22 protein-coding genes are annotated in these 24,612 nt (G+C 58.4%); 10 read left to right on the forward strand and 12 right to left on the reverse strand.

The genetic code is table 11. The features are described from left to right. Positions 1-9 precede the first annotated feature (9 nt). The 8 genes from pcaD to pcaR form a co-directional block, all read right to left on the reverse strand. On the reverse strand, positions 10-801 hold the full coding sequence (gene pcaD, locus GHO42_RS11715; RefSeq protein ID WP_095003008.1) for a 3-oxoadipate enol-lactonase: 792 nt from the start codon (positions 799-801) through the stop codon (positions 10-12). An 11-nt stretch (positions 802-812) separates the two neighbouring features. Beyond that, entirely contained in the window at positions 813-2,165 is a 1,353-nt protein-coding gene (locus GHO42_RS11720) for a 3-carboxy-cis,cis-muconate cycloisomerase (RefSeq protein WP_095003007.1), read from the reverse strand. Between the two features lie 46 nt (positions 2,166-2,211). Beyond that, positions 2,212-3,504, reverse strand: coding sequence for an MFS family transporter (locus GHO42_RS11725; RefSeq protein ID WP_016779752.1), 1,293 nt, complete (start codon positions 3,502-3,504; stop codon positions 2,212-2,214). 134 nt (positions 3,505-3,638) lie between these two features. Next, the gene (pcaF, locus tag GHO42_RS11730; protein WP_169916871.1) at positions 3,639-4,844 is read right to left on the reverse strand and encodes a 3-oxoadipyl-CoA thiolase; all 1,206 of its coding nucleotides are present in this window, start codon (positions 4,842-4,844) and stop codon (positions 3,639-3,641) included. Next, entirely contained in the window at positions 4,841-5,623 is a 783-nt protein-coding gene (locus GHO42_RS11735; protein ID WP_169916892.1) for a CoA-transferase subunit beta, read from the reverse strand. The genes pcaF and GHO42_RS11735 overlap by 4 nt, the downstream gene beginning before the upstream one ends. Continuing rightward, complete coding sequence (locus tag GHO42_RS11740) at positions 5,620-6,477, reverse strand: CoA transferase subunit A (protein WP_153327836.1); 858 nt, start codon at positions 6,475-6,477, stop codon at positions 5,620-5,622. Before GHO42_RS11740 ends, GHO42_RS11735 begins: the two co-directional genes overlap by 4 nt. Before the next feature lie 156 nt (positions 6,478-6,633). Further along, positions 6,634-7,980, reverse strand: a complete 1,347-nt coding sequence (locus GHO42_RS11745) for an MFS transporter (RefSeq protein WP_095019443.1) — start codon at positions 7,978-7,980, stop codon at positions 6,634-6,636. Positions 7,981-8,245: 265 nt separating this feature from the next. Further along, positions 8,246-9,088 carry a pca regulon transcriptional regulator PcaR gene (pcaR, locus tag GHO42_RS11750; RefSeq protein WP_095003003.1) on the reverse strand — a complete coding sequence of 281 codons (843 nt, stop codon included), beginning with the start codon at positions 9,086-9,088 and terminating at the stop codon, positions 8,246-8,248. Between the two features lie 701 nt (positions 9,089-9,789). On the opposite strand from pcaR, the gene GHO42_RS11755 reads away from it, so the two are divergent. Together GHO42_RS11755 and GHO42_RS11760 are read left to right on the forward strand one after the other, a co-directional pair. Continuing rightward, positions 9,790-9,990, forward strand: a complete 201-nt coding sequence (locus GHO42_RS11755) for a hypothetical protein (RefSeq protein WP_095003002.1) — start codon at positions 9,790-9,792, stop codon at positions 9,988-9,990. A 352-nt stretch (positions 9,991-10,342) separates the two neighbouring features. Then, complete coding sequence (locus GHO42_RS11760; RefSeq protein ID WP_095003001.1) at positions 10,343-11,815, forward strand: inorganic phosphate transporter; 1,473 nt, start codon at positions 10,343-10,345, stop codon at positions 11,813-11,815. 255 nt (positions 11,816-12,070) lie between these two features. Here the strand turns inward: GHO42_RS11760 and ccoM are convergent, their stop codons facing one another. The 3 genes from ccoM to GHO42_RS11765 all read right to left on the reverse strand — a co-directional run bounded on the left by ccoM (position 12,071) and on the right by GHO42_RS11765 (position 12,884). Beyond that, the gene (ccoM, locus tag GHO42_RS26305; RefSeq protein ID WP_016779744.1) at positions 12,071-12,181 is read right to left on the reverse strand and encodes a cytochrome c oxidase subunit CcoM; all 111 of its coding nucleotides are present in this window, start codon (positions 12,179-12,181) and stop codon (positions 12,071-12,073) included. A 147-nt stretch (positions 12,182-12,328) separates the two neighbouring features. Then, positions 12,329-12,490, reverse strand: a complete 162-nt coding sequence (locus GHO42_RS25745; RefSeq protein WP_095003000.1) for a hypothetical protein — start codon at positions 12,488-12,490, stop codon at positions 12,329-12,331. Positions 12,491-12,569: 79 nt separating this feature from the next. After that, on the reverse strand, positions 12,570-12,884 hold the full coding sequence (locus GHO42_RS11765) for an aspartate-semialdehyde dehydrogenase (protein WP_095002999.1): 315 nt from the start codon (positions 12,882-12,884) through the stop codon (positions 12,570-12,572). Between the two features lie 172 nt (positions 12,885-13,056). Between GHO42_RS11765 and rapA the strand changes: the two genes are divergently transcribed. Beyond that, a complete protein-coding gene (rapA, locus tag GHO42_RS11770) occupies positions 13,057-15,903 on the forward strand; it encodes an RNA polymerase-associated protein RapA (protein WP_153327838.1) in 2,847 nt (948 codons plus the stop codon). Between the two features lie 262 nt (positions 15,904-16,165). Continuing rightward, a complete protein-coding gene (locus GHO42_RS11775) occupies positions 16,166-18,154 on the forward strand; it encodes a bifunctional diguanylate cyclase/phosphodiesterase (protein ID WP_095019445.1) in 1,989 nt (662 codons plus the stop codon). 155 nt (positions 18,155-18,309) lie between these two features. Here the strand turns inward: GHO42_RS11775 and GHO42_RS11780 are convergent, their stop codons facing one another. Beyond that, the gene (locus GHO42_RS11780; RefSeq protein WP_095020413.1) at positions 18,310-18,615 is read right to left on the reverse strand and encodes a DUF2288 domain-containing protein; all 306 of its coding nucleotides are present in this window, start codon (positions 18,613-18,615) and stop codon (positions 18,310-18,312) included. Positions 18,616-18,975: 360 nt separating this feature from the next. Here GHO42_RS11780 and GHO42_RS11785 point away from each other — a divergent pair, with 360 nt between their 5' ends. From GHO42_RS11785 to GHO42_RS11810, 6 genes are all read left to right on the forward strand, one after another. After that, the gene (locus GHO42_RS11785) at positions 18,976-20,103 is read left to right on the forward strand and encodes a branched-chain amino acid ABC transporter substrate-binding protein (RefSeq protein WP_095002995.1); all 1,128 of its coding nucleotides are present in this window, start codon (positions 18,976-18,978) and stop codon (positions 20,101-20,103) included. 249 nt (positions 20,104-20,352) lie between these two features. Then, the gene (gene livH / locus GHO42_RS11790; protein WP_016779736.1) at positions 20,353-21,276 is read left to right on the forward strand and encodes a high-affinity branched-chain amino acid ABC transporter permease LivH; all 924 of its coding nucleotides are present in this window, start codon (positions 20,353-20,355) and stop codon (positions 21,274-21,276) included. After that, a complete protein-coding gene (locus GHO42_RS11795) occupies positions 21,273-22,529 on the forward strand; it encodes a high-affinity branched-chain amino acid ABC transporter permease LivM (RefSeq protein ID WP_095002994.1) in 1,257 nt (418 codons plus the stop codon). The genes livH and GHO42_RS11795 overlap by 4 nt, the downstream gene beginning before the upstream one ends. Further along, the gene (gene livG / locus GHO42_RS11800; RefSeq protein ID WP_153327843.1) at positions 22,526-23,293 is read left to right on the forward strand and encodes a high-affinity branched-chain amino acid ABC transporter ATP-binding protein LivG; all 768 of its coding nucleotides are present in this window, start codon (positions 22,526-22,528) and stop codon (positions 23,291-23,293) included. Before GHO42_RS11795 ends, livG begins: the two co-directional genes overlap by 4 nt. 1 nt (position 23,294) lies before the next feature. Next, positions 23,295-23,996, forward strand: coding sequence for an ABC transporter ATP-binding protein (locus GHO42_RS11805; protein WP_095002992.1), 702 nt, complete (start codon positions 23,295-23,297; stop codon positions 23,994-23,996). A gap of 294 nt (positions 23,997-24,290) precedes the next feature. Next, positions 24,291-24,593: a DUF2282 domain-containing protein gene (locus GHO42_RS11810; protein ID WP_095002991.1), complete on the forward strand. Its 303-nt coding sequence runs from the start codon at positions 24,291-24,293 to the stop codon at positions 24,591-24,593. The last annotated feature ends 19 nt before the right edge of the window (positions 24,594-24,612 follow it).

Raw genomic sequence — 24,612 nt, forward strand, 5'->3', positions numbered from 1 at the left:
AAAAACTCCTTAGCTTGCCTGCAAAAATTGCAGCACGCGCTGGCTGAAAGCATCGCCTGCCTGCACGTTGGACAGGTGCGCGGCGTAAAACTCGGCGTACTGCGCGCCACGCACATGTTCCTGGATAAAGTGGCTGCCCGCAGGCGGCGTGACGGCATCTTCAGTGCCCGCGATCACCAGCATGGGCACTTCGATTGCACCCAACTGATCGCGAAAATCTGCATCACGCACAGCAGCACAATTGGCGGCATAGCCCTGGGGCGAAGTGGCCGCCAGCATATCGGTGATGCGCTTGGCCTGCCCGGGATTGGCCTGGGCGAAGTCCGCGGTAAACCAGCGGGCAATGGAGGCATCACGCAACCCCGCCATCGCCGCAGCACCCTCACGCAAAACCATCTCGATGCGCGGATTCCAGACCGCAGGCTCGCCAATTTTGGCAGCCGTGTTGCACACCACCAGCTTGTGCAGCCGCGAACCGGCATGGATCCCCAGCCACTGGCCAATCAGTCCACCCATCGACAACCCGCAAAAATGCGCGCGCTCGATATGCAGCGCATCCAGCAACGCCAAAACATCTCCGCCCAGTTGTTCAATGCTATACGGTCCTTCGGTCACCAACGACTGGCCATGACCCCGGGTGTCGTAGCGCAATACCTGGAAGTGCTCGGCGAACGCCGCAATCTGCGTGTCCCACATCCCCAGATCAGTGCCCAGGGAATTGGACAGCACCAGCACCGGTGCACCTTGCGGGCCGTCCAGGCGGTAGTTGAGTTCACCTTCAGCGAGTTGTACACGTCCCACGAGTTTCTCCTTTAGAGGACCAACGCAAAATGTTCAGCCCGCGCACGCTCGACCCACGTCGTCGCCTGACCAAGGTAATGGGCCGGATCGAGCAGGCGATCCAGTTCCTGCGCGCTGAGGTGCGCGGTGATTTGCGGCTCTTCGCCCAGCACCCCACGTAAATGGCGCTTTTCGGCCACGGCCCGCTTGCAACACTGCTCCAGCAGATGATGCGCGGTTTCGCGCCCTACCCGCTGCGCCAGCACAATGCTTACTGCTTCAGCCAGCACCAGCCCGTGGGTCAGATCGAGGTTGCGCGCCATGCGCTCACTGTCCACTTCCAGCCCACGGGCAATATTCAACGCCTGTACCAGCGCGCCGGACACCACGCAACAAATCTCGGGGAGGGTTTCCCATTCGGCATGCCATAAGCCCAGGCTGCGCTCGTGCTCCTGAGGCATGGCGCTGAACAAAATGCTCAGCAGGCCCGGCACCCGCGTTGCGGCACCGATCAATACCGCAGACCCAACCGGGTTGCGCTTGTGCGGCATGGTCGACGAGCCGCCCTTGCCCGGTGCCGACGGCTCGAACACTTCCGCCGCCTCGGTCTGCATCAGCAGGCTGATATCCCGACCGATTTTGCCCAGGCCACCGGCGATCAGGCCCAGAACTGCGGCAAATTCCACCAGACGATCACGCTGGGTATGCCAGGGTTGCTCAGGCAGACTCAGGCCCAGTTCATCAGCCAACGCCTGTGCCACCGGCATGGCCTGATCGCCAAGGGCGGCCAGGGTGCCGGAAGCACCGCCAAACTGCAGGCACAGTAAACGCGGTTTGAGCTCGTGCAGACGCTGGCGGCTACGGGTCACGGCCCCCAGCCAGCTGGCGATTTTCATGCCCAAGGTCACCGGAGTAGCCTGCTGCAGCCAGGTGCGCCCGGCCAAAGGCGTCGTGGCATAGCGCTGGGCCTGCGCGGCGAGCACATCCGCCAGCTGCGTCATGTCACGCTCGATCAAATCCAGAGCGGCGCGCAATTGCAGGACCAGACCGCTGTCCATCACGTCCTGGCTGGTGGCACCCAAATGCACATAACGTTCCGCTTCGGGCGCGCTGCTGGCAATCTGTTTGCCCAGGGCCTTGACCAGCGGGATCGCCGAATTGCCGGCACTGGCGATCGCCAGGCCCAGCGCTTCAAAATCGTAGAGTTGTGCGCGACAGGCCGCGGTAATCGGTGCAAGCGCAGAGTGAGGAATCACCCCGACCCGGGCTTGTGCCCGGGCCAGCGCCGCTTCGACGTCGAGCATGGCCTGTACCCGGCCATGATCGCAAAACACTTGCTTCATGGCCTCGGCGGTAAAGTACGCATCGAACAGCTGATCACTCATAAACCTTCCTTAGAAAGCGCGCGCCACAGCCGGGCGCGCGGGCACATCACAAATCGTGGTGCAGGTACTTGGGCTGCTTGGGCAAACGGAAGCTGAACAGGAACGCGATGGCCATCATCACCGTCACATACCAGTAGAAGCTGTTTTCCATGCCCATGGACTTGAGGCCCAGTGCCACGTATTCCGCAGAACCACCAAAGATGGCGTTAGCCACGGCATAGGCCAGGCCAACACCCAGCGCCCGTACCTGCGGCGGGAACATCTCGGCTTTGACCAGGCCGCTGATCGAGGTGTAGAAGCTGACAATCGCCAGCGCCAGGGTAATCAGGACAAAGGCCAGGAAGGGACTGCTGATGGTTTTCAGGGTCAACAGGATCGGCACGGTACACAGCGTACCCAGCGCACCAAACCAGAGCATGTTGTTACGCCGGCCGATCTTGTCCGCCAGCATGCCGAACAGCGGCTGCATGCACATATAAAGGAACAGCGCCCCGGTCATGATGTAACTGGCGGTCTTGGCGTGCATACCGGCGGTGTTGACCAGGTATTTCTGCATGTAGGTGGTAAAGGTGTAGAAAATCAGCGAGCCGCCTGCGGTGTAACCCAGCACGGTAATAAACGCCGCTTTATGGTCACGGAACAACGCCCTAACACTACCGGCGTCCTTGTCCTGGCGGGTTTCGGCGCTGGTGGTTTCTTTCAGGGTGCGACGCAGCAACAACGAAATCAGCGCCGCAATGGCTCCGATCACAAAGGGGATGCGCCAGCCCCAGGCCCGCAGTTCGTCTTCTGACAGAAACTGCTGAAGAATCACCACCACCAGCACCGCCAGCAGTTGCCCGCCGATCAGCGTTACATACTGGAAGGAAGCAAAGAAGCCGCGCTGGCCCTTGAGTGCCACTTCACTCATATAGGTCGCAGTGGTGCCGTATTCACCCCCTACCGACAGGCCCTGGAACAGCCGTGCCATCAGCAACAAGGCCGGGGCCCAGGCGCCGATCGAGGCATAGGTCGGCAAGAAGGCAATAACCAGTGAGCCGGCGCACATCATCAGCACCGAGATCATCATGGAATTCTTTCGCCCGTGCTTGTCAGCCACCCGGCCAAACAGCCAGCCACCTATGGGGCGCATCAAAAAACCCGCCGCAAACACACCGGCCGTGTTCAGCAACTGCACCGTAGGGTCATCGGAGGGGAAGAAAGCGGGAGCGAAGTAGATCGCACAGAAGGCGTAAACGTAAAAGTCGAACCATTCGACCAGGTTGCCGGAGGATGCACCGACAATCGCAAAAATCCTTTTTTTGCGCTCCTCTCCTGTGTAGTGAGTTGCTGTTGTCATCTTTATTTACTCATCAGGTTTTAGTTGCAATCAGACACACATTGCAACATCTCGCGCCATCACCGCAATAAGCCGAACGACTGAGGCCGTGGGAGCGAGCGGGCTCGCTCCCACAGAGGCAGTATTGAGCGCTATCAGACCCGTTCAATAGCCAATGCCAGACCCTGCCCAACGCCCACGCACATGGTCGCCAGGCCTTTCTTGCCACCGGTTTTTTCCAGCTGATGCAAGGCGGTCATGACGATGCGAGCACCGCTCATGCCCAGGGGGTGACCCAGGGCAATTGCCCCGCCATTGGGGTTTACCTGCGGCGCATCGTCAGCCAGGCCCAGCTCGCGTAAAACGGCCAGGCCCTGGCTGGCGAAGGCTTCGTTGAGTTCGATCACGTCAAAATCACTCACCGCCAACCCCAGGCGCTCCACCAGTTTACGCACCGCCGGCACCGGGCCAATGCCCATTACACGGGGCGCAACACCGGCGCTGGCCATGCCCAGAACCCGACCGCGAGCGGTCAGGCCATGGCGTTTGACCGCCTCGGCCGATGCCAGGATCATCGCCGCGGCGCCATCGTTGACCCCCGAGGCATTGCCCGCAGTGACGGTCTTGTCCGGGCCGTTGACCGGCTTGAGTTTGCCCAGGGTTTCCAGGCTGGTATCGGCACGCGGATGCTCGTCGTGCTCAACCACCGTCTCACCTTTTTTATGGGCAATACGCACCGGCACGATTTCTTCGGCAAAGTAGCCTGCGGCCTGGGCAGCAGCAGTCCGTTGCTGGCTGCGCAGGGCGAAAGCGTCCTGATCGGCACGGGAAATCTTGTACTCGTCGGCCACGTTGTCCGCCGTCTGTGGCATCGGGTCGACACCGTATTGGGCTTTCATCAGCGGGTTGATAAAGCGCCAGCCAATGGTGGTGTCCTCCAGTTTCATGTTGCGCGAGAACGCGGCATCGGCCTTGCCCATCACAAACGGCGCCCGCGACATGGACTCGACGCCACCGGCAATCGCCAGCTCCATCTCGCCGCTGGCAATGGCGCGGAACGCCGTGCCGATGGCATCCATACCCGAGGCACACAGGCGGTTGAGGGTCACGCCTGGAATGCTGTCCGACAGCCCGGCCAGCAACGCGGCCATGCGCGCCACGTTGCGGTTGTCTTCACCGGCCTGGTTGGCGCAGCCGAAAAAAACTTCGTCGACTTCGTTCCAGTTCACATTCGGGTTGCGTTCGATCAGCGCCTTGATCGGCGCTGCCGCCAGATCATCGGCGCGCATGCCTGCCAGGCCACCGCCAAAACGGCCGATAGGGGTACGAATCGCGTCACAGATAAAGACTTCGCGCATCATGCTTCTCCCGGAGCCTGACCGTGGGCCAGTGCGGTGCGCGCTTCCAGGTCACGCAAGGCGCTGAGTTCGACGTCGGTCGGGGCCGCTGTTTGCGCCACATTATCGGCAAAGCGAATGGCCCAGCCGGTGGCAGCAATGACTTGCTCGCGGGTCACGCCCGGATGCAGGGCAGTGACTACAAATTCGTTGGTCTGTTCTTCAGGTTCCATGGTGCACAGATCGGTAATGATGCCCACCGGCCCGGCACCCGGAAGGCCCAGACGCTTGCGCGAGTCGCCGCCTTCACCGTGGCCCACCGAGGTAATGAAGTCCAGCTTGTCGACAAATGAACGGGCCGACTGCTTGAGGATGATCAGCACGCTTTTCGCCGAACCGGCGATTTCCGGCGCGCCACCGGCACCTGGCAGGCGCACTTTTGGCTGGTGGTAGTCACCGACCACTGTGGTGTTGATATTGCCGAAACGGTCGACCTGGGCTGCGCCCAAAAAGCCGACATCGACCCGACCGCCCTGCAGCCAGTAACGGAAGATTTCACTGGTGGAGACTACTGTGTCAGCCGTTTCGGCCAGTTCACCGTCACCTATCGACAGCGGCAACACATCAGGCTTGGCACCAATCGGGCCGGACTCGTAGATCAGCACCACATCCGGAGACGAGGTCAGACGCGCCAGGTTAGCCGCCTTGGAAGGCAAGCCAATGCCGACAAAACACACCGAACCGTTTTTCAAACGGCGGGCCGCCGCAACGGTCATCATTTCATTGGTGGTGTAGGTCATTATTTAGCCTCCGAAGCGCGGGCCAGCTTGGCCTGGAACTCACTGAAATTCGCAGTGCCGTGGATGTATTCATTGATCCAGGCAGTAAAGATCTCACGGTCGCGGGCAATCGGGTCCCACGCTTGATAGAAACGGTTATCGCGTTCGGTATAACCATGAGCGTAGGAAGGGTGCGCCCCACCCGGCACATGACACACTGCGCTCAAGGCCCAGGTTGGCAGGACGCAGGCATTCATCGGCGCTTGCAGGTCGTCGACGATTTCTTCAACGGTGACGATGCAGCGCTTGGCCGCCAGCGCTGCTTCTTTCTGCACCCCCAGGATGCCCCACAGCAGCACGTTGCCCTTGCGGTCGGCCTTTTGCGCGTGAATCACCGTGACATCCGGGCGCACCGCCGGTACTGCGGCCAGTACTTCGCCAGTAAACGGGCAAGTGACGGTCTTGATCAGCGGATTGACCTTGGGTAAATCAGACCCTGCGTATGCACGCAGCACCGCAAATGGCAGGCCCGAGGCACCCGCAACGTAGGCATTGACCAGGTCGGCGTGGCTGTGCTCTTCGATTTCCAGCGGCTGTGGCCACTGTTTCTCGACGGCATCGCGCAAACGGTGCAGGGAACCAACGCCAGGGTTGCCACCCCAGGAAAAGATCAACTTTCGTGCACAACCGGCACCGATCAACTGGTCGTACACCAGATCAGGCGTCATCCGCACCAGAGTCAGGTCTTTCTTGCCCTGACGGATGATTTCATGACCCGCTGCAGTCGGGATCAGGTGGGTGAAACCTTCAAGGGCAACGGTGTCACCATCGCTCACAAATTGTTTCACCGCGTCGTGTAACGAAATGATGTCTGCCATCTGGGGTAGCTCCCGTTTTTTGTAGGCCACTGCGGTTGAAGAAGGTGCGCCAGGGCGACACCGGATGCTCAGCAGATTAAGCCGCGGCTTTGGCCCAAACAATCCGATAATCGACTATGTGTTCGCTAATCGAACACATAGTTAGCAGGCTGCCTATCAGGTTGCATCAGCGTGGCTGACCATGCCTTTGACAAGCACTGCCGTGGTTGCCAGGGCAGCCGGAATCACCAGCGCGGTCAGCACCTGCTCGAAGTTCCAGCCCAGACCCAGCAGGGTCGCGCCCATCCACGCCCCCAGAATGGCGCCGAAGCGGCCGATGCCGAGCATCCATGACACACCGGTGGCCCGCCCCTGGGTCGGATAAAAACGTGCGGCCAGCGACGGCATCGCCGATTGCGCACCGTTGACGCACATACCGGCCACCAGCACCAGAGTTGCCAGCACGGTGATATTGCCCAGGCTCTGACCAACCGCGTAGGCAAACACCCCGGCCAGCAGGTAGAAAATGCCGATCACTTTGTGCGGGTTGAACCGGTCCATCGCCCAACCCACCCCCACTGCACTCAACACCCCGCCGAACTGGAACAGAGCGCCAATAAATGCCGCCTGCTCCATGCTTGCGCCGCTGTCACGCATCAGCGTCGGCAGCCAGCTGGTCAACAGATAAACGATCACCAGGCCCATAAAGTAGGTGAGCCACAGCAACAGGGTGCCGGTGCTGTAAGTGCCGGAAAAGATCACTGCAAAGACGTTGCGCGCCTTGACGGTATTCTGCTCCGGCACGCTGAAGCTTGACGCCTGGGCCACCTGGGCAGGGTCGATCGGGGCAAGGGTCTTGCGAATACGCTCAACACTGCGGTTGCGCACCACCAGGTAGCGCGCCGACTCCGGTAACCAGAACAGCAATACCACGGCAAGAATCAGCGGCAGCACGCCGCCAATCAACAACAGGCTGTGCCAGCCATACATCGGGATCAACTTGGCAGAGACAAACCCGCCGCCCGCCATGCCGAGGTTAAAGCCGCAAAACATGCTGGTTACCAGCAAAGACTTGTGGCGTTCGGGGGTGTATTCCGAAAGCAAGGTAGTGGCATTAGGCATGCCGGCCCCCAGGCCAAGCCCGGTTAAAAAGCGCAGTACCAGCAGTTGGTCAACGTTGCTGGCGTAGGCCGAGGCCAGACTGAAGCCACCAAACACCAGCACCGCCGACACCAGCACCACCTTGCGGCCAAAGCGGTCCGCCAAGGGGCCAGAGCCCAGGGCACCAAACACCATGCCGATCAGCGCGGCGCTCATCACGGGACCGAGGCTGGCGCGGTCAATCCCCCAGTCCTGGGACAGGGCAGGCGCAATAAAGCCCATGGCCGCTGTGTCCAGGCCATCGAGGAAGACAATCAGAAAACACAGGATCACCACGCGCCACTGGTAGCGCGACAGGGGTTGGGCGTTGATAAAGGACTGCACATCGAGGCAGTTGCCGACAGAAGACTGGGGTGAATTCATTATTTTTATACCGGTCAAAAACCAGGGCGAACGAAAACCGGCCAGGGGCCAGCGGCTCACATTAATAGTTATCGGGGGATCAGAAGGGCTGCGGGCGACTGCGCAGTGGCAGCGTCAGGGGGAGGGTCATGGCGTTTGGCCTCTTCTCATTATTATTTGGCCTGCCCGGCAAGGCAGCGCTGAGCCGACATTAATCAGCCCACTGCCGCCATGCAATTCGATAAACGCTTAACTGTGCGTTTATCGAACGCTTAGTTTTCACCCATCAACTAAACAACTGGGTGCTCAGCTCGCGGCTGGCGTTGAGCATGATCGGCAAAAAGCGCTGCTCCAGCTCCGTGCGTGTGACCCTTCCTGCGTGGGTGCTGACATTCAGGGCGGCAAGCACTTGCCCGGAAGCGTCGTAGACCGGCACGGCAATCGAACGCAGGCCTTGTTCCAGTTCCTGGTCGACCACACACCAGCCCTGCTCACGCACCAGTTGCAAACACTCCAGCAGTGCTTCGCGGGTGTGCAGGGTACGACTGGTCTTGGCCTGGAACTCACCGTGGGCCAGGTATTCGTGCAGGGTCACGTCGTCCAGCGCCGCCAACAGAATGCGCCCCATCGAAGTGCAGTAGGCGGGCAGGCGGCCGCCAACCGACAGATCAACCGAAATCAGCCGCTGCGTAGTAGCCGAACGGGCGATGTAGAGGATGTCATCGCCTTCGAGCGTCGCCATGTTGCACGCCTCGTGCAATTGCTCGCTCATGCGGTCCAGATAAGGCTGAGCCGACACGGCCAGCGGCGTGGACGACAGATAGGCATGGCCCAGCGTCAACACTTTGGGCAACAGGGAGTAGGTACGCCCGTCAGTGGTCGCATAGCCCAGCTTGATCAGGGTGTACAAACAACGGCGCACCGCCGCCCGGGGGATTTCCGTGCGGTGGCTGATCTGCGCGATGGTCAGATGCCGCTTGCGTTCCTGAAACGCCTGCACCACCGCCAGGCCACGGGCCAACGACGACATGAAGTCAGGATCACCGGTAAACGCCTGAATACGCTTGGCCGGCGACGCCACAATCGGTGGCGCGATACTGGCAACGGCATTGTGCAGTCGATCATTCATTCCCAACCCCCAGCTTCAGCTATTTATAGTTATGACATGCCGGGCGATTATCGAACCGCTAGTCGATAATCGCAATCAGTGCTGCAGCGAGGTAATGTACACATGATTTTGTACGATCTTGAATCATTTTAGTTGGATGACATTTTTTTAACCTGGGCTTTATTACAATCAGGCGCGTCCGCTCAATGATAGAAAACGTCTGATTAATATGTATTCAGGTCAAGTTCAGCTCTGGCCTTAAACAACTTGATGGCCAACTACCCGGCAGCGAATCAAATAGAGTCACGCGTGCAAAGCGCAGGCTAATTCACAAATATTCATAACACATGTCACGACAGGAAGTTGACGCGCAGGAAGTTATTCAGCGATAGTAGAGGCACTTCTCAGCTATTGAGAACGCGCAAGTTATTGAGAGTACAAGGTCAAGCCCGTACAGCCGATTGGATCCAACCAGAGCGTTGCGTTCGATTGCTACGCGCAGCTTGCCGGCAATTGCATCGTGTGTAGTTTCACCCGGGGGTGAACACTTGAGACGGCGACGCTCATGTTTCTGTAAATGACGTGGCCGAGTGCATAGCGTGGTGTATGTAAGCATGACGTTATTTATAGGCCTTTGTCTTATTGCCTGTCATTCGTCATATGAATCAACCTCCCTGCACGGTGATTCACCAGGTTCAAACTCAACTCAATTAGGTAAGACAGTGACAAAAGACGAACTGCGCGCAGAACTTGAGCGACAGGAACAACGATTCAAGGATCTTTACGGTGGTGAAGTGACCACCTACGCGGCCAAACCCGAGCCCGGACGCAAACCCTGGCGCAAACGGGCCAGCCTGCTCGACCAGGCGTTCACTCAAGAAATCCAGAAGATCGAAAAAGAGCTCAAGGCCGAAGAGCCCTGACCCGCACCTGAAAACGTACCAGAACAGCCCCTGCTGCCTCTTGCGTGCTCGCCATTTGCATGAGCGGGTATGGCTGTTTGCTATATCAGAACCTGAACCAGCAGCGTCGGCCCCTCTGATTTAAGAAATTTCATCTATCCAAATCAGACCTGCGCCACAGCGTGCGTATGCCCCTGGAAAAGCCCTATAGCCTTTGGTATCAGTGGCTTGAAGGGAATTGCCTACGCCTGGTCGCGATGGATTCTTACAGGTTTTTTCATTTATAGATGTTACCAACGGGCAGCTAGTGCATTGATTAGCGGGGTTTTCTGGCATAATCCGCCCCCCTTTATGACCGTGTCAGAAAACCTTCATGATCGATCTATTAAGCGGATTGGACGCCTGGGTTCTTATCAGCCTCTTCTTCGCCCTAGCCTTTGTTCTCGCGTTTGAGTTCATCAACGGCTTTCATGACACCGCAAACGCGGTAGCGACTGTCATCTACACCAAAGCCATGCCGCCTCACCTGGCGGTGTTCTTTTCCGGTGTGTTCAATTTCCTCGGCGTGTTGCTGGGCGGGGTTGGCGTGGCCTATGCCATCGTCCACCTGCTGCCGGTTGAGCTGCTGGTCAACGTAAACACCGGACATGGCCTGGCCATGGTGTTCTCGTTGCTCGCTGCGGCCATCACCTGGAACCTTGGCACCTGGTATTTCGGCATTCCTGCCTCAAGCTCACACACCCTGATCGGTTCGATCCTCGGTGTCGGCCTGGCCAACGCCCTGATCAGCGGCATCCCGGTGAGTGACGGGGTTAACTGGCAGAAGGCTATCGATATTGGTGCCTCGCTGGTGTTCTCGCCAATCGCCGGTTTCGTGGTAGCGGGCCTGGTACTGGTCGGCCTGAAGTGGTGGCGTCCGGGGTCCAAGATGCACAAGACCCCTGAGCAGCGCCGCAAGCTGGATGACAAGAAGCACCCGCCGTTCTGGAACCGACTGGTGCTGGTGATTTCGGCCATGGCAGTCAGTTTCGTGCACGGCTCCAACGATGGCCAGAAAGGCATCGGCCTGATCATGCTGGTATTGATCGGCATCGTGCCAAGCGCTTTCGTTCTGGATCTGAACAGCACCACCTATCAGATCGAACGCACCCGCGACGCCACCTTGCACCTGAGCCAGTTCTACGAGCGCAACAACGCTTCGCTGACCGAGTTCCTGGCCCTGGGCAAAAGCGTCAAGGGCGACCTGCCGGATCAGTTCAGCTGCAATCCGCAGCAGACCGAACCGACCATCGCAGCCCTGTTGAGCTCGCTCAAAGGTGTAGCGGACTACCACTCGATCCCGGCTGAAAAGCGTATCGAGATCCGCCGCTACCTGCTTTGCCTGGATGACACCGCGAAGAAAGTCAGCAAATTGCCAGTGCTTGATTCCCGCGAAAAAGCGGACCTCGAGAAACTGCGCAAAGACCTGACCGCCACCACCGAATACGCACCGTTCTGGGTGATCCTGGCTGTAGCCCTGGCCCTGGGTCTGGGCACCATGGTGGGCTGGAAGCGTGTGGTTAAAACCATCGGCGAGAAGATTGGCAAGCAGGGCATGACCTATGCTCAGGGCATGGCCGCTCAAATCACCACGGCTTTCGCCATCGGCATGGCCAATATCTTCTCCCTCCCGGTATCGACGACGCACATTCTGTCGTCGGGCGTGGCAGGTACCATGGTCGCCAACAAAAGCGGCCTGCAGGGCGGTACGATCAAAACCATCCTGATGGCCTGGGTGCTGACCTTGCCGGCTACCATTGCACTGTCTGCAACGCTGTTCTGGCTGGCTTCCAAAGTCCTCGCCTGATAGCGCGCCGCACAAAAAAGGTACGACCCGCACGGGTCGTACCTTTTTTTATGCCCGGTCATTATGCAGACCCTGTGGGAGCGGGCTTGCCCGCGATGGCATCGACTCAGTTTGCCTGACAGACCGCGTTGCCTGCATCGCGAGCAAGCCCGCTCCCACCGCATTCGGGCAAGTCCCATTTATTACAGGCAAAAAAATAGGCGACCGAAGTCGCCCAAAATGCCTTGCGTGCTCATGCCATGGAAAGACCCGGCGCTATTTGCGCTTCTGCGAGTCTTTCCAGATAAAAATGCCCAGACCGGCGAAAAACAAAACCATGAGGCCGACAGTAAGTACTCCGGCGATAACCACATTATCGAGAAACATGACGGCCTCCTGCGCTCTGTTTGTGTGTCTGTTGAAGCTAGATTAACCAGACACGCAGGCGCACAACTTGACCGGGATCAATAGTGACCCACGGCCAGCCGGCAGTTGAGGGGGTTAGTTGACGCAGATCATCGAAAACGCGGCAGTTCAGCGCTTTTTCGGTTTTTTCTTCGGCTTTTTCGCCGTTTTTGCCAACGGCATTGCCTGTTCGAACGCCTTGCGCACCTCGTTCAGGCGCTTTTCATTGAGGTCATGTACCCGTTTGGCGCGCTCGGCGCCCAGGTCAACCAGCTTGGTGTCTTGGCTCATAAGCAAATCAGACCACTGTCAGTATGTTTCAGTACGCCAATAATGCGATGCACATTCGGCCCTGACCAGAAAAAACCACCTAGACCTTGATATCAACCCACACACCCTGGCGCTGCATGCCATCGGCCAAGGGTTCAACCGGCACCTCGTCAACCACCTGCGGGAGCGTACTCCCCTGCTCCCGGGATTCGCGGCGGCGCTGTTCCTGCTGACGCCGTTGCTCCTCACGCAACAATAAAGTGGCCTGGTCGGCATCGCTGTGCTTGAGGTCAATGGCACTTTCGCTGGAGCTGGCCTGGGCCGGCACCACAGGCGGAATGTCCGGGCGCGGGCGAACCGGATCCTGCCCGGAGGTAACCGGTACTGCGCCAAGGGGCAAAATGGACGGCAGCATGGTGATTGTTCTCCTGTCTTCTGGCTATTTGCGCGAACCGGCAATCGTGAACCATTGGTCGATAACCGGGCTGACACCCTGGCAAACCGGACAGCTTTTTTTGAGAGTCCTTTGGACTGAGGCCCTTGATCCGTTAATATACTCGGCTTTTTCAAAGCGGGAGTCAGGCAGCATGGCGCAGCAGTATCAACCGGGGCAACGCTGGATTAGTGACAGCGAAGCAGAGCTAGGTTTGGGCACCGTTCTGGCACAGGACGGTCGCTTGCTGACCGTGCTCTATCCGGCCACTGGCGAAACCCGCCAATATTCGCTGCGCAACGCACCGCTCACGCGCGTACGGTTCTCGCCGGGTGACACCATCATCCACTTCGAAGGCTGGAAGATGACCGTGCGCGAAGTTGAGGACGTTGACGGCCTGATGGTCTACCACGGCCTCAACGAGCGAAACGAAGCCGTCACCCTGCCAGAGACCCAACTGTCGAACTTTATCCAGTTCCGTCTGGCCAGTGACCGTCTGTTTGCCGGGCAAATCGACCCGCTGTCCTGGTTCTCCCTGCGCTACCACACCCTCGAACACACCAGCCGCCAGCTGCAATCGCCGCTGTGGGGCCTGGGTGGCGTACGTGCGCAACCTATTGCGCACCAACTGCATATCGCCCGCGAAGTCGCTGACCGCATCGCCCCTCGGGTTTTGCTGGCCGACGAAGTGGGCCTGGGCAAAACCATCGAAGCCGGTCTGGTGATCCACCGCCAGCTGCTCAGTGGCCGCGCCAACCGTGTATTGATCGTAGTCCCGGAAAACCTGCAGCACCAATGGCTGGTCGAGATGCGTCGACGCTTCAATCTTGAAGTGGCGTTGTTCGACGAAGAGCGCTTTATCGAAAGCGACGCCAGCAACCCGTTCGAAGACTGCCAGCTGGCCCTGGTTGCCCTGGAATGGCTGGTGGACGATCCCAAGGCCCAGGCAGCGCTGTTTGATGCCGACTGGGACCTGCTGGTAGTCGACGAAGCTCACCACCTGGTGTGGCACGAAGACAACGTTAGCCCCGAGTACGGCCTGGTTGAACAACTCGCCGGCGTGATCCCGGGCGTGCTGCTGCTCACTGCAACCCCGGAACAACTGGGCCAGGACAGCCACTTTGCGCGCTTGCGCCTGCTGGACCCGAACCGCTTCCACGACCTGGCCGCCTTCCGCGCCGAAAGCGAAAACTACCGCCCGGTGGCTCAGGCCGTACAGGAACTGCTGGATAAAGGCAGCCTGTCCCCTGAAGCCCATAAAACCATCCACGGTTTCCTCGGCGCCGAAGGCGATACCCTGCTGGCCGCCGTCAATGCTGGCGATGCCGAGGCCAGCGCCCGCCTGGTGCGCGAACTGCTTGACCGCCACGGCACCGGCCGCGTGCTGTTCCGTAATACCCGCGCCGCGATCCAGGGCTTCCCGGAGCGCAAACTGCATGCCTACCCGCTGCCGTGCCCGGCCGAATACCTTGAGCTGCCGTTGGGCGAACACGCCGAGCTGTACCCTGAAGTCAGCTTCCAGGCCCAGCCGGACGCCAGCGATGAAGAGCTTTGGTGGAACTTCGACCCGCGGGTCGAATGGCTGATCGACACCCTGAAAATGCTCAAGCGCACCAAGGTGCTGGTGATCTGCGCCCACGCCGAAACCGCGATGGATCTGGAAGACGCCCTGCGCGTGCGTTCCGGTATTCCTGCAACGGTCTTCCACGAAGGCATGAACATTCTTGAGCGTGACCGCGCTGCGGCCTACTTCGCTGACGAAGAGTTCGGCGCTCAGGTGTTGATCTGTTCCGAAATCGGCAGTGAAGGCCGTAACTTCCAGTTTGCCCACCACCTGGTGCTGTTCGACCTGCCATCCCACCCGGATTTGCTGGAGCAACGAATTGGCCGTCTGGACCGGATCGGCCAGAAGCACGTGATCGAGCTGCACGTACCGTACCTTGAGACCAGCCCGCAACAGCGCCTGTTCCAGTGGTACCACGAAGCGCTGAACGCGTTCCTCAACACCTGCCCGACCGGTAACGCCCTGCAACACCAGTTCGGTCCTCGTTTGCTGCCATTGCTGGAAGCTGCGGACGACCAAGAGTGGCAAGCACTGATCGACGAAGCCCGGGTTGAACGTGAGCGTCTGGAGCAAGAGCTGCACACCGGCCGCGACCGTTTGCTGGAGCTTAACTCCGGTGGTTCGGGTGAAGGTGAAGCACTGGTTGAGGCGATCCTTGAGCAAGACGATCAGTTCACCCTGCCGATCTACATGGAAACCCTGTTCAACGCCTTTGGCATCGACAGCGAAGACCACTCGGAAAACGCGCTGATCCTCAAGCCCAGCGAAAAAATGCTCGACGCCAGCTTCCCCCTGGGTGACGACGAAGGCGTGACCATCACCTACGATCGCGAGCAGGCCCTGTCGCGCGAAGACATGCAGTTCATCACCTGGGAGCACCCGATGGTGCAAGGCGGCATGGACCTGGTGCTGTCGGGTTCGATGGGCAACACCGCCGTCGCCCTGATCAAGAACAAGGCCCTCAAGCCCGGTACCGTCCTGCTCGAGCTGATTTACGTCAGTGAAGTGGTTGCTCCGCGCTCCCTGCAACTGGGCCGCTACCTGCCGCCGGCCGCCCTGCGCTGCCTGCTCGATGCCAATGGCAACGACCTGTCGTCGCGCGTGGCCTTTGACACCTTGAACGAACAGCTGGAAAGCGTTCCCCGCGCCAGCGCCAACAAGTTCGTTCAGGCCCAGCGCGACCAACTGACGCCTAAAATCAACGCAGGCGAAGCCAAAATCGCGCCACGTCATGCGGAACGCGTGGCCGAAGCCCAGCGCCGTCTGGCAGCCGACACGGAAGAAGAACTGGCCCGCCTGACTGCCCTGCAGGCTGTCAACCCGAGCGTGCGCGAGAGCGAACTGATTGCCCTGCGCAAGCAGCGCGAACAAAGCCTGGCCATGCTTGAGAAAGCCGCCCTGCGCCTTGAAGCCATTCGGGTTCTGGTAGCGGGTTAAAACCCATGAGCTGTGGGAGCGGGCTTGCTCGCGATAGGATCAATGAGGTGAAACTGAATCACCGCGTTAATCCTATCGCGAGCAAGCCCGCTCCCACATTTCTGACAGTCCCGATCTAACGTAACTAACTATAAACCCCCGCCCTAATAACAAAATGATAACCATCATTTTGCCATCACCCCTGTCACAGCCAATCCAGCTTCTATACTCGATCTCAAGCTAGCACCCAACGACTAGCGCATCTGGATCGCCGAGGCGTGCAATGGAAAGTCCGGGGTTGCAACTTTTGGCCGAATCCGCAGAAAACGGGCAACTGCTGTTGATCGGCGGCTATAACCCCTATCTGCTGTTTCTCGCCTGGCTCGTTGCCTGTACTGCCTGCGTGGCCACGCTGAATCTGCTCGACCGCGCAGCCAATGCCGAAAAAACTGCGGCAAGAACCATTTGGCGATGGATAGCTGTCGCTTGCCTGACCATCGGCATCTGGGCGATGCACAGCATCTGCATCCTGGCCTTTGACTCCCCGCTCGAAGCTCGCTACGGCGTTGTTATCGCGCTTGGCTCATTGCTGATTGCCCTGATTATTGTGCAAACCCTCGACAACACTACAGCCTGGCGCCCAAACAGCCGCCTGCTCCATCAGTTATTCAAATATGCCCTGTGCATGCTTGCTGCTGGCGGCCTGCTCAGCACTCACTTGCTCATTGGCAATACACTGGCTGGCAATTCGGATGCAGCCAGCAATAACTGGCAGCCGGCCCTTGTGCTGGCCGTGATCACCCTGTTGCTGATTGGCAGTTGCATCAGCGCCACGATTGTCGACAAGAAACTACAACTCAAGGAGCACGACCTGCGCCGCGTCAATGCCCTGCTCAGCCAGCTCGACCAGGCGCGCGCATCCTTGCAGCAAGTGGCCCACTACGACCCGCTGACCAATCTGATCAACCGTCGCGGCTTCAATCAGCTGTTTGCTGAAAAACTCATCGACTGCGCCACCAGAAACACCAGGCTTGCGGTAATGTTTCTCGACATTGACCACTTCAAACGCATCAACGACAGCCTGGGTCACGATGCCGGGGACGAATTGCTCAAGACAATCGCCACCCGCATCAAGCTCGCTACCCGCAGCCACGATGACGTTGTTGCACGCTTTGGCGGAGACGAGTTCTGCATCCTGTTCAGCCTGAGCCAGCGCGATGAAGCCCAAGGCATGGCCCAGCGCATCATGCTCAAGCTCAAAGAGCCCATTGAGCTGTCAGGTCGCCAAATGGTCATGACCACCAGCATTGGCATCAGTGTGTACCCGGATGATGGCACCACCAGTGCCGAACTGCTCAAGCATGCCGACCTGGCGCTCTACCAGTCCAAGGGCAGCGGGCGTAACAACCTCAATTTTTTCAGCCCGAGCCTGAAAACCCGAGCCTCGCTGGAGCTGCAAATCGAAGAGGAACTGCGCAACGCGCTTAACGAGGACAAGGGGCTGTCCCTGCATTACCAGCCCATCTTCGACCTCAAGAGTGGCCGGGTCGCCAAACTGGAGGCGCTGATACGCTGGCAGCATCCCGAACACGGGCTGCTCGGCCCTGATCGTTTTATCAGCATCGCCGAGGCCAACGGGCTGATCGCCAGGCTCGACCATTGGGTGTTGCGCAAAGCCTGTCATGACCTCGCCGCCCTCTCCCGCCTGGGCTGGCAGCACCTGGGCATAGCCGTTAACTGTTCGGCGCTGAATCTGGTACGGGTTGAGTTGGCCGACGAAATCGAAAACGCCCTGCGCACATCAGGCGTTGCTGCACACCGGCTGGAGCTGGAAGTCACAGAAAACGCCCTGATGTGCAACCTGAGCAGCACCTCGCAATTGTTACGACAGATCCGTGCACTGGGTGTATCCCTGTCCATTGACGATTTCGGTACCGGATATTCGTCCCTGGCCTACCTAAAGCGTCTGCCGCTTAACACCCTGAAAATTGATCGCACTTTTATTCAAGACATCCCGGCCTCCAGCCAGGACATGGAGATCGTTCAGGCCATTATCCTCATGGCCCATACCCTGCACCTGCAAGTAGTCACCGAGGGGGTTGAAACCATCCAACAGTTCGAATTTCTCAACCAGTTCGGCTGCGACTTTATCCAGGGCTATCTGCTCAGCCGGCCTGTGCCCTTTGAGGCGCTGCCAGAGATTCTTCAACAACTCGACAAGCGCCCTGTGCCCGCTCCCGATCACGCCACCTTCGTACTTACCAACCAATAGCGGTACAGCCAGATCCCAGGCACAAAAAAACGCCACAGTGGCGACTGTGGCGTTTCTCTACGGCATATTGCCACTACGTGAAGACGGGTTACTGAGCTACACACTCCGAGCTCTTCACAGCGGTGCAAATAAATGCGCCGGCTTGGTGCGCAGGTTTAATTTTGCGCCCTTTCCTGGACCATCACCCAAGGTGAAACCACCACTGCCCATAGCTGAGGGTCGCGCTCAAGAACGTCTAGCGCCTGCGCCTCAGTCATCCTGCCAAGCACCCCGGATGCCATCCAGGCCGCGACTTTCTCTGCATCATCCTGAGTCACGGCCTGCGCCGCCTCGATCAAGTCCAGAGCGGGTTCGACCCACAGCAAATCCCCTTTGGCGAAGAAGGGTTGCAACGCTTTCCATTCAATTGTTGAGGTCTCGCCAAGCAGCTTGGCATAGAGGGTGCTAGGTTCTTGATTCATGGGTTTCACCGGGGAAAAAAATCGGCGTCATGATAACCCCGCATACCCGGTAGAAAAACCCGGCTTTACAGGTAATAAAACGTGGCAAGAGCTGAGGGCCAAGGTCAAACCGGTTGATATGGCAACATTCAGATAACTATCAACCGATGAATCCGCCGCCATTTTGTCTTTTTCTTACGTTTAAGCGACATTCTCTGTTTTTTCCCTCGCCAGCACGCTATTCAAGCGCTGAAGCGGCGCTCTACACTGTACCGGTACAGTTGCAAGGGGAATTGACCGGGAATTTCGCTACAAGAAGACCCGGTCCGGCTGCCTTGGCTTCCAGGACTATAAAAATTACAACAGAAGAGTGGAGCACCAATAAAGATGGCTACGAAGCAGATTACTAAACTGTTTGCCGCTATGGTTTTGGCCGGGTTCGCCAGCCATTCATTTGCCGCAGACACCATCAAGATCGGTATTGCCGGCCCTAAAACCGGGCCTCTGACTCAGTACGGCGACATGCAGTTTGCTGGTGCAAAAATGGCCATCGAACAAATCAACGCCAAGGGCGGCGTTGATGGCAAAAAACTAGAAGCGGTTGACTACGATGACGCCTGCGACCCGAAACAAGCGGTTGCCGTTGCCAACAAAGTGGTCAATGACGGTATCAAGTACGTAGTCGGTCACCTGTGCTCCAGCTCCACCCAGCCTGCTTCGGACATTTACGAAGACGAAGGCATCATCATGATTACCCCGGCCGCCACCGGCCCGGAAATCACCGCTCGTGGCTACAAGATGATCTTCCGCACCATCGGTCTGGACAGCGCCCAGGGCCCTGCCGCCGGTAACTACATCGCGGATCACGTCAAGCCCAAGGTCGTTGCGGTATTGCACGACAAACAACAATACGGTGAAGGCATCGCCAGCGCCGTTAAAAAGACCCTCGAAGACAAAGGCATCAAGGTTGCTGTCTTTGAAGGGGTCAACGCCGGTGAAAAAGACTATTCCTCGGTCATCGCCAAGCTCAAGCAAGCCAACGTCGACTTCGTCTACTACGGCGGCTACCACCCTGAGTTGGGTCTGATCCTGCGCCAGGCCAAAGAAAAAGGCCTGAACGCCAAGTTCATGGGCCCTGAAGGTGTGGGCAACGAGTCCATCTCGCAAATCGCCCAGGGCGCTTCCGAAGGCCTGCTGGTCACCCTGCCAAAAGCGTTCGACGCCGATCCGGAAAACAAGGCACTGGTTGATGCTTTCGCTGCCAAGAAGCAGGACCCAACCGGCCCATTCGTGTTCCCGGCCTACGCCGCAGTTGAAGTGATTGCCGGCGGTATCGAGCAGGCGAAAAGCGAAGACCCGGCCAAAGTCGCTGAAGCCATCCACAAAGGTACGTTCAAAACGCCTACCGGCAACCTGAAGTTTGACGCCAAGGGTGACGTGGAAGACTTCAAGTTCGTGGTCTACGAATGGCACTTCGGCAAGCCAAAAACTGAAGTAAGCCCTCAGTAAGGGTCGGTTCCTGACCTGAAAACCAAGCCCACTGCTCAAGCGGTGGGTTTTGTTTTACAGGCCCGCGGTTCATGGAAATGGGGCCGCGCTTTCGTGATCCGAAAGCCTGCCCACCTGAAAATCTTTATAACCGTCACCAGCGGTTCGCTGGCAGAAGACCTGTGCTCCAAGTGGGTGAAAACCCATACGGCCCAGGCCGGAAAATGACTCCACCAGTGAAATGCGTCTCAGGTTTTTAGGAGCTTTGTAATGCCTGACATCTATCACTTCTTCCAAATGCTGGTTAACGGCCTCAACGTTGGCAGCACCTATGCCCTGATCGCCATCGGCTATACGATGGTTTACGGCATTATTGGAATGATCAACTTCGCCCATGGCGAGGTGTACATGATTGGTTCCTATATTGCGTTTATCGCCATCGCCGGCCTGACCATGATGGGTCTGGACAGCGTACCGCTACTGCTGACTGCCGCGTTTATCGCCAGCATCGTGGTCACCAGCGCCTACGGCTACAGCATTGAACGGGTTGCCTACCGTCCATTGCGTGGCAGTAACCGCCTGATCCCGCTGATTTCGGCCATCGGCATGTCGATATTCCTGCAAAACACCGTGCTACTGGCACAAGACTCCAAAGACAAATCGATCCCCAACCTGATCCCCGGCGGCTTCACCTTTGGCCCTGGAGGTGCCAGCGAAGTTATCGTCTCCTACATGCAGATCGTGGTTTTCGTTGTCACTTTCCTCGCCATGCTCGGCCTGACCCTGTTTATCTCACGCTCCCGCATGGGTCGTGCCTGCCGCGCCTGCGCCGAAGACATGAAGATGGCCAACCTGTTGGGTATCAACACCAACAACGTTATTGCGCTGACCTTCGTGATCGGTGCTGCCCTGGCCGCTGTTGCTGCGGTGCTGATCAGCGTGCAATACGGCGTGATCAACCCCAACGCGGGTTTCCTGGTAGGTCTCAAAGCCTTTACCGCAGCGGTACTGGGTGGCATTGGCAGCATTCCTGGCGCGATGCTCGGTGGCCTGGTGCTGGGTGTGGCTGAAGCCTTCGGTGCCGATATTTTCGGCGACCAGTACAAAGACGTTGTGGCTTTTGGCTTGCTGGTACTGGTGCTGCTGTTCCGTCCGACCGGCATTCTGGGGCGTCCGGAGATTGAAAAAGTATGACTAGGAATCTTAAGTCGGCGCTCTTCAGCGCCCTGTTGGTCTGGGCCGTCGCCTACCCGGTACTCGGCCTGAAACTGACTATCGTCGGGATCAACATCGAAGTTCACAACACCAGCACCTTTACCCTGAGCGTGATCGCGATCTGCTCCTTGCTGATGTTTGTGCGCGTGTTGTTCAACCAGCAACTGACCACAGCCTGGAGAAACTCCCCCAGCCTGCCGAAAGTGCCCACCAAGGCCACCAACTTCCTGACCCTGCCCAGCACTCAACGCTGGATCATTCTCGGTCTGGTCGTTGTGGCATTGATCTGGCCGTTCTACGGTTCTCGTGGTGCAGTGGATATCGCCACACTGATCCTGATCTATGTGATGCTCGGCCTGGGCCTGAACATCGTGGTAGGCCTGGCTGGCCTGCTTGACCTCGGTTATGTCGGCTTTTATGCCGTAGGCGCCTATACCTATGCCCTGCTCGCGCATTACTTCGGGCTGAGCTTCTGGATCTGCCTGCCTTTGGCCGGATTGATGGCGGCTACCTTTGGCTTCCTGCTGGGTTTCCCGGTGTTGCGCTTGCGCGGAGACTATCTGGCCATCGTGACGCTGGGCTTCGGTGAAATCATCCGCCTGTTCCTGCGTAACCTGACGGACATCACCGGCGGGCCAAACGGTATCAGCAACATCCCGAAACCAACGTTGTTCGGCCTGAGCTTCGACAGAACCGCCGCCGAGGGCATGCAAACCTTTCACGAGTACTTCGGCATCGCCTACAACTCGATCAACAAGGTAATTTTCCTCTACCTGATCGCGCTGGTGCTGGTACTGCTGGTGTTGTTCGTCATTAACCGCCTGCTGCGCATGCCGATCGGCCGCGCTTGGGAAGCTCTGCGTGAAGACGAAATCGCCTGCCGTGCACTGGGCCTGAATCCGACCGTGATCAAGCTGTCGGCCTTCACCCTGGGCGCTACCTTTGCGGGTTTTGCTGGCAGTTTCTTTGCCGCACGTCAGGGCCTGGTAACGCCTGAGTCGTTCACCTTCCTTGAGTCGGCGATCATCCTGGCCATCGTGGTACTGGGCGGCATGGGCTCGCAACTGGGGGTCATCCTGGCCGCCGTGGTCATGATCCTGCTGCCCGAAATGATGCGTGAATTCAGCGAATACCGCATGTTGCTGTTCGGAGCCCTGATGGTGCTGATGATGATCTGGCGTCCACAAGGTCTGCTGCCTATGCAACGTCCTCACCTGGAGCTGCGAAAATGAGCCGCGAGTTACTGAAAGTCAGCGGCCTGAGCATGCGCTTTGGCGGCCTGTTGGCGGTAAACGGCGTAGCCTTGACCGTCAAGGAAAAACAGGTGGTGTCGATGATCGGCCCTAACGGTGCCGGCAAGACCACCGTATTCAACTGCCTGACCGGTTTTTACAAACCGTCTGCGGGCAGCATCGTCCTCGATGGCGAGTCGATCGAAGGCCTGCCGGGTCATGAGATCGCGCGCAAAGGCGTGGTCCGCACTTTCCAGAACGTGCGCCTGTTCAAGGACATGACCGCGGTTGAGAACCTGCTGATTGCCCAGCATCGCCACCTCAACACCAACTTCCTGTCGGGCCTGTTCAAGACCCCGTCATTTCGCAAAAGCGAACGTGATGCCATGGACTACGCCGCGTACTGGCTCGACAAGGTCAACCTGACCGAGTTCGCCAACCGCCCGGCGGGCACCCTGGCCTACGGGCAGCAGCGACGCCTGGAAATCGCCCGTTGCATGATGACGCGCCCGCGCATCCTGATGCTCGACGAACCGGCTGCAGGTCTGAACCCCAAGGAAACCGAAGACCTCAAGGCGCTGATCAGCGTATTGCGCAATGAGCACAACGCCACCGTGCTGTTGATCGAGCACGACATGAAACTGGTCATGAGCATTTCCGACCATATCGTGGTGATCAACCAGGGCACGCCTTTGGCTGACGGGACGCCGGAACAGATCCGCGACCACCCTGAAGTGATCAAAGCCTATTTGGGGGAAGCGTAAAATGCTGCAATTCGAAAACGTTTCGACCTTTTACGGCAAGATCCAGGCCCTGCACAGCGTCAATGTAGAGGTGCGCCAGGGTGAGATTGTGACCCTGATCGGCGCCAACGGTGCCGGCAAGTCGACCCTGATGATGACCCTGTGCGGCTCGCCTCAGGCTCATAGCGGCAGCATTCGCTACCTGGGTGAAGAACTGGTGGGGTTGAGCTCGGCCCAGATCATGCGCAAAAGCATCGCCGTTGTACCTGAAGGGCGTCGGGTATTTGCTCGTTTGACCGTGGAAGAAAACCTGGCCATGGGCGGGTTCTTTACCGAAAAACGGGAATACGAGGAGCAAATGGACAAGGTTCTGCACCTGTTCCCGCGCTTGAAGGAACGCTTTACCCAACGCGGTGGCACCATGTCCGGTGGCGAACAGCAAATGCTTGCCATTGGCCGTGCGTTGATGAGCAAACCCAAGCTGTTGTTGCTTGATGAGCCATCACTGGGGTTGGCTCCGATCATCATTCAGCAGATTTTCGATATCATCGAACAGCTGCGCAATGAGGGTGTAACGGTGTTTCTGGTGGAGCAGAACGCCAACCAGGCACTGAAAATTGCTGACCGTGCCTATGTGCTGGAAAACGGCCGGGTGGTGATGCAAGGCACTGGCGAGCAATTGCTCAACGATCCGAAAGTGCGTGACGCCTACCTGGGCGGCTAAACCTGCCTGCGACACACAACGGCCCTTCGGGGCCGTTTCTTGTTAAACGACGCATAAGCTGTCGAAACTCTGTTGTATATCTAGCCCTATTGTGGGAGCGAGCCTGCTCGCGAAGGTCGTTCGCGAGCAGGCTCGTTCCCACAGGTTTACGTTTTTCCTGTAGCCGCTGACGAGGAGCAAAGGCTGCGATCGGCTACATAAAAATAATTCAGATCAGTTGTAACAACGCCCCCCCTTGCCTCTCTAGTTGGGTAACCCGGCAGCAATCGCTACCGGAATTTCTGGAGAGTCACCATGAAAAACCAAACCACCCGCACCTTGTCTGCCGCAGCCCTGGCTCTTGCTCTGGGTTCGGCTCTGAGTATTGCCGCCCTGCCCGCTCAGGCTGCCGACGACATGGAGAAGTGCTTCGGGGTTGCCATGAAAGGGCATAACGATTGCGCCGCCGGCGCTGGCACTACCTGTGCTGGCTCCGCCAAAACCGATCATCAGGCCAATGCCTGGAAACTCGTCCCAAAAGGGACCTGCGAAAAAACCGCCAGCAACACCTCACCAACCGGCTTTGGCCAACTGGCTGCCTACAAAGGCAAGTCCTGATCCGCGCCGCCGAGTGTTG

The sequence above is a fragment of the Pseudomonas sp. FSL R10-0056 genome, from assembly GCF_009600105.1.
Classification (GTDB): domain Bacteria; phylum Pseudomonadota; class Gammaproteobacteria; order Pseudomonadales; family Pseudomonadaceae; genus Aquipseudomonas; species Aquipseudomonas bubulae.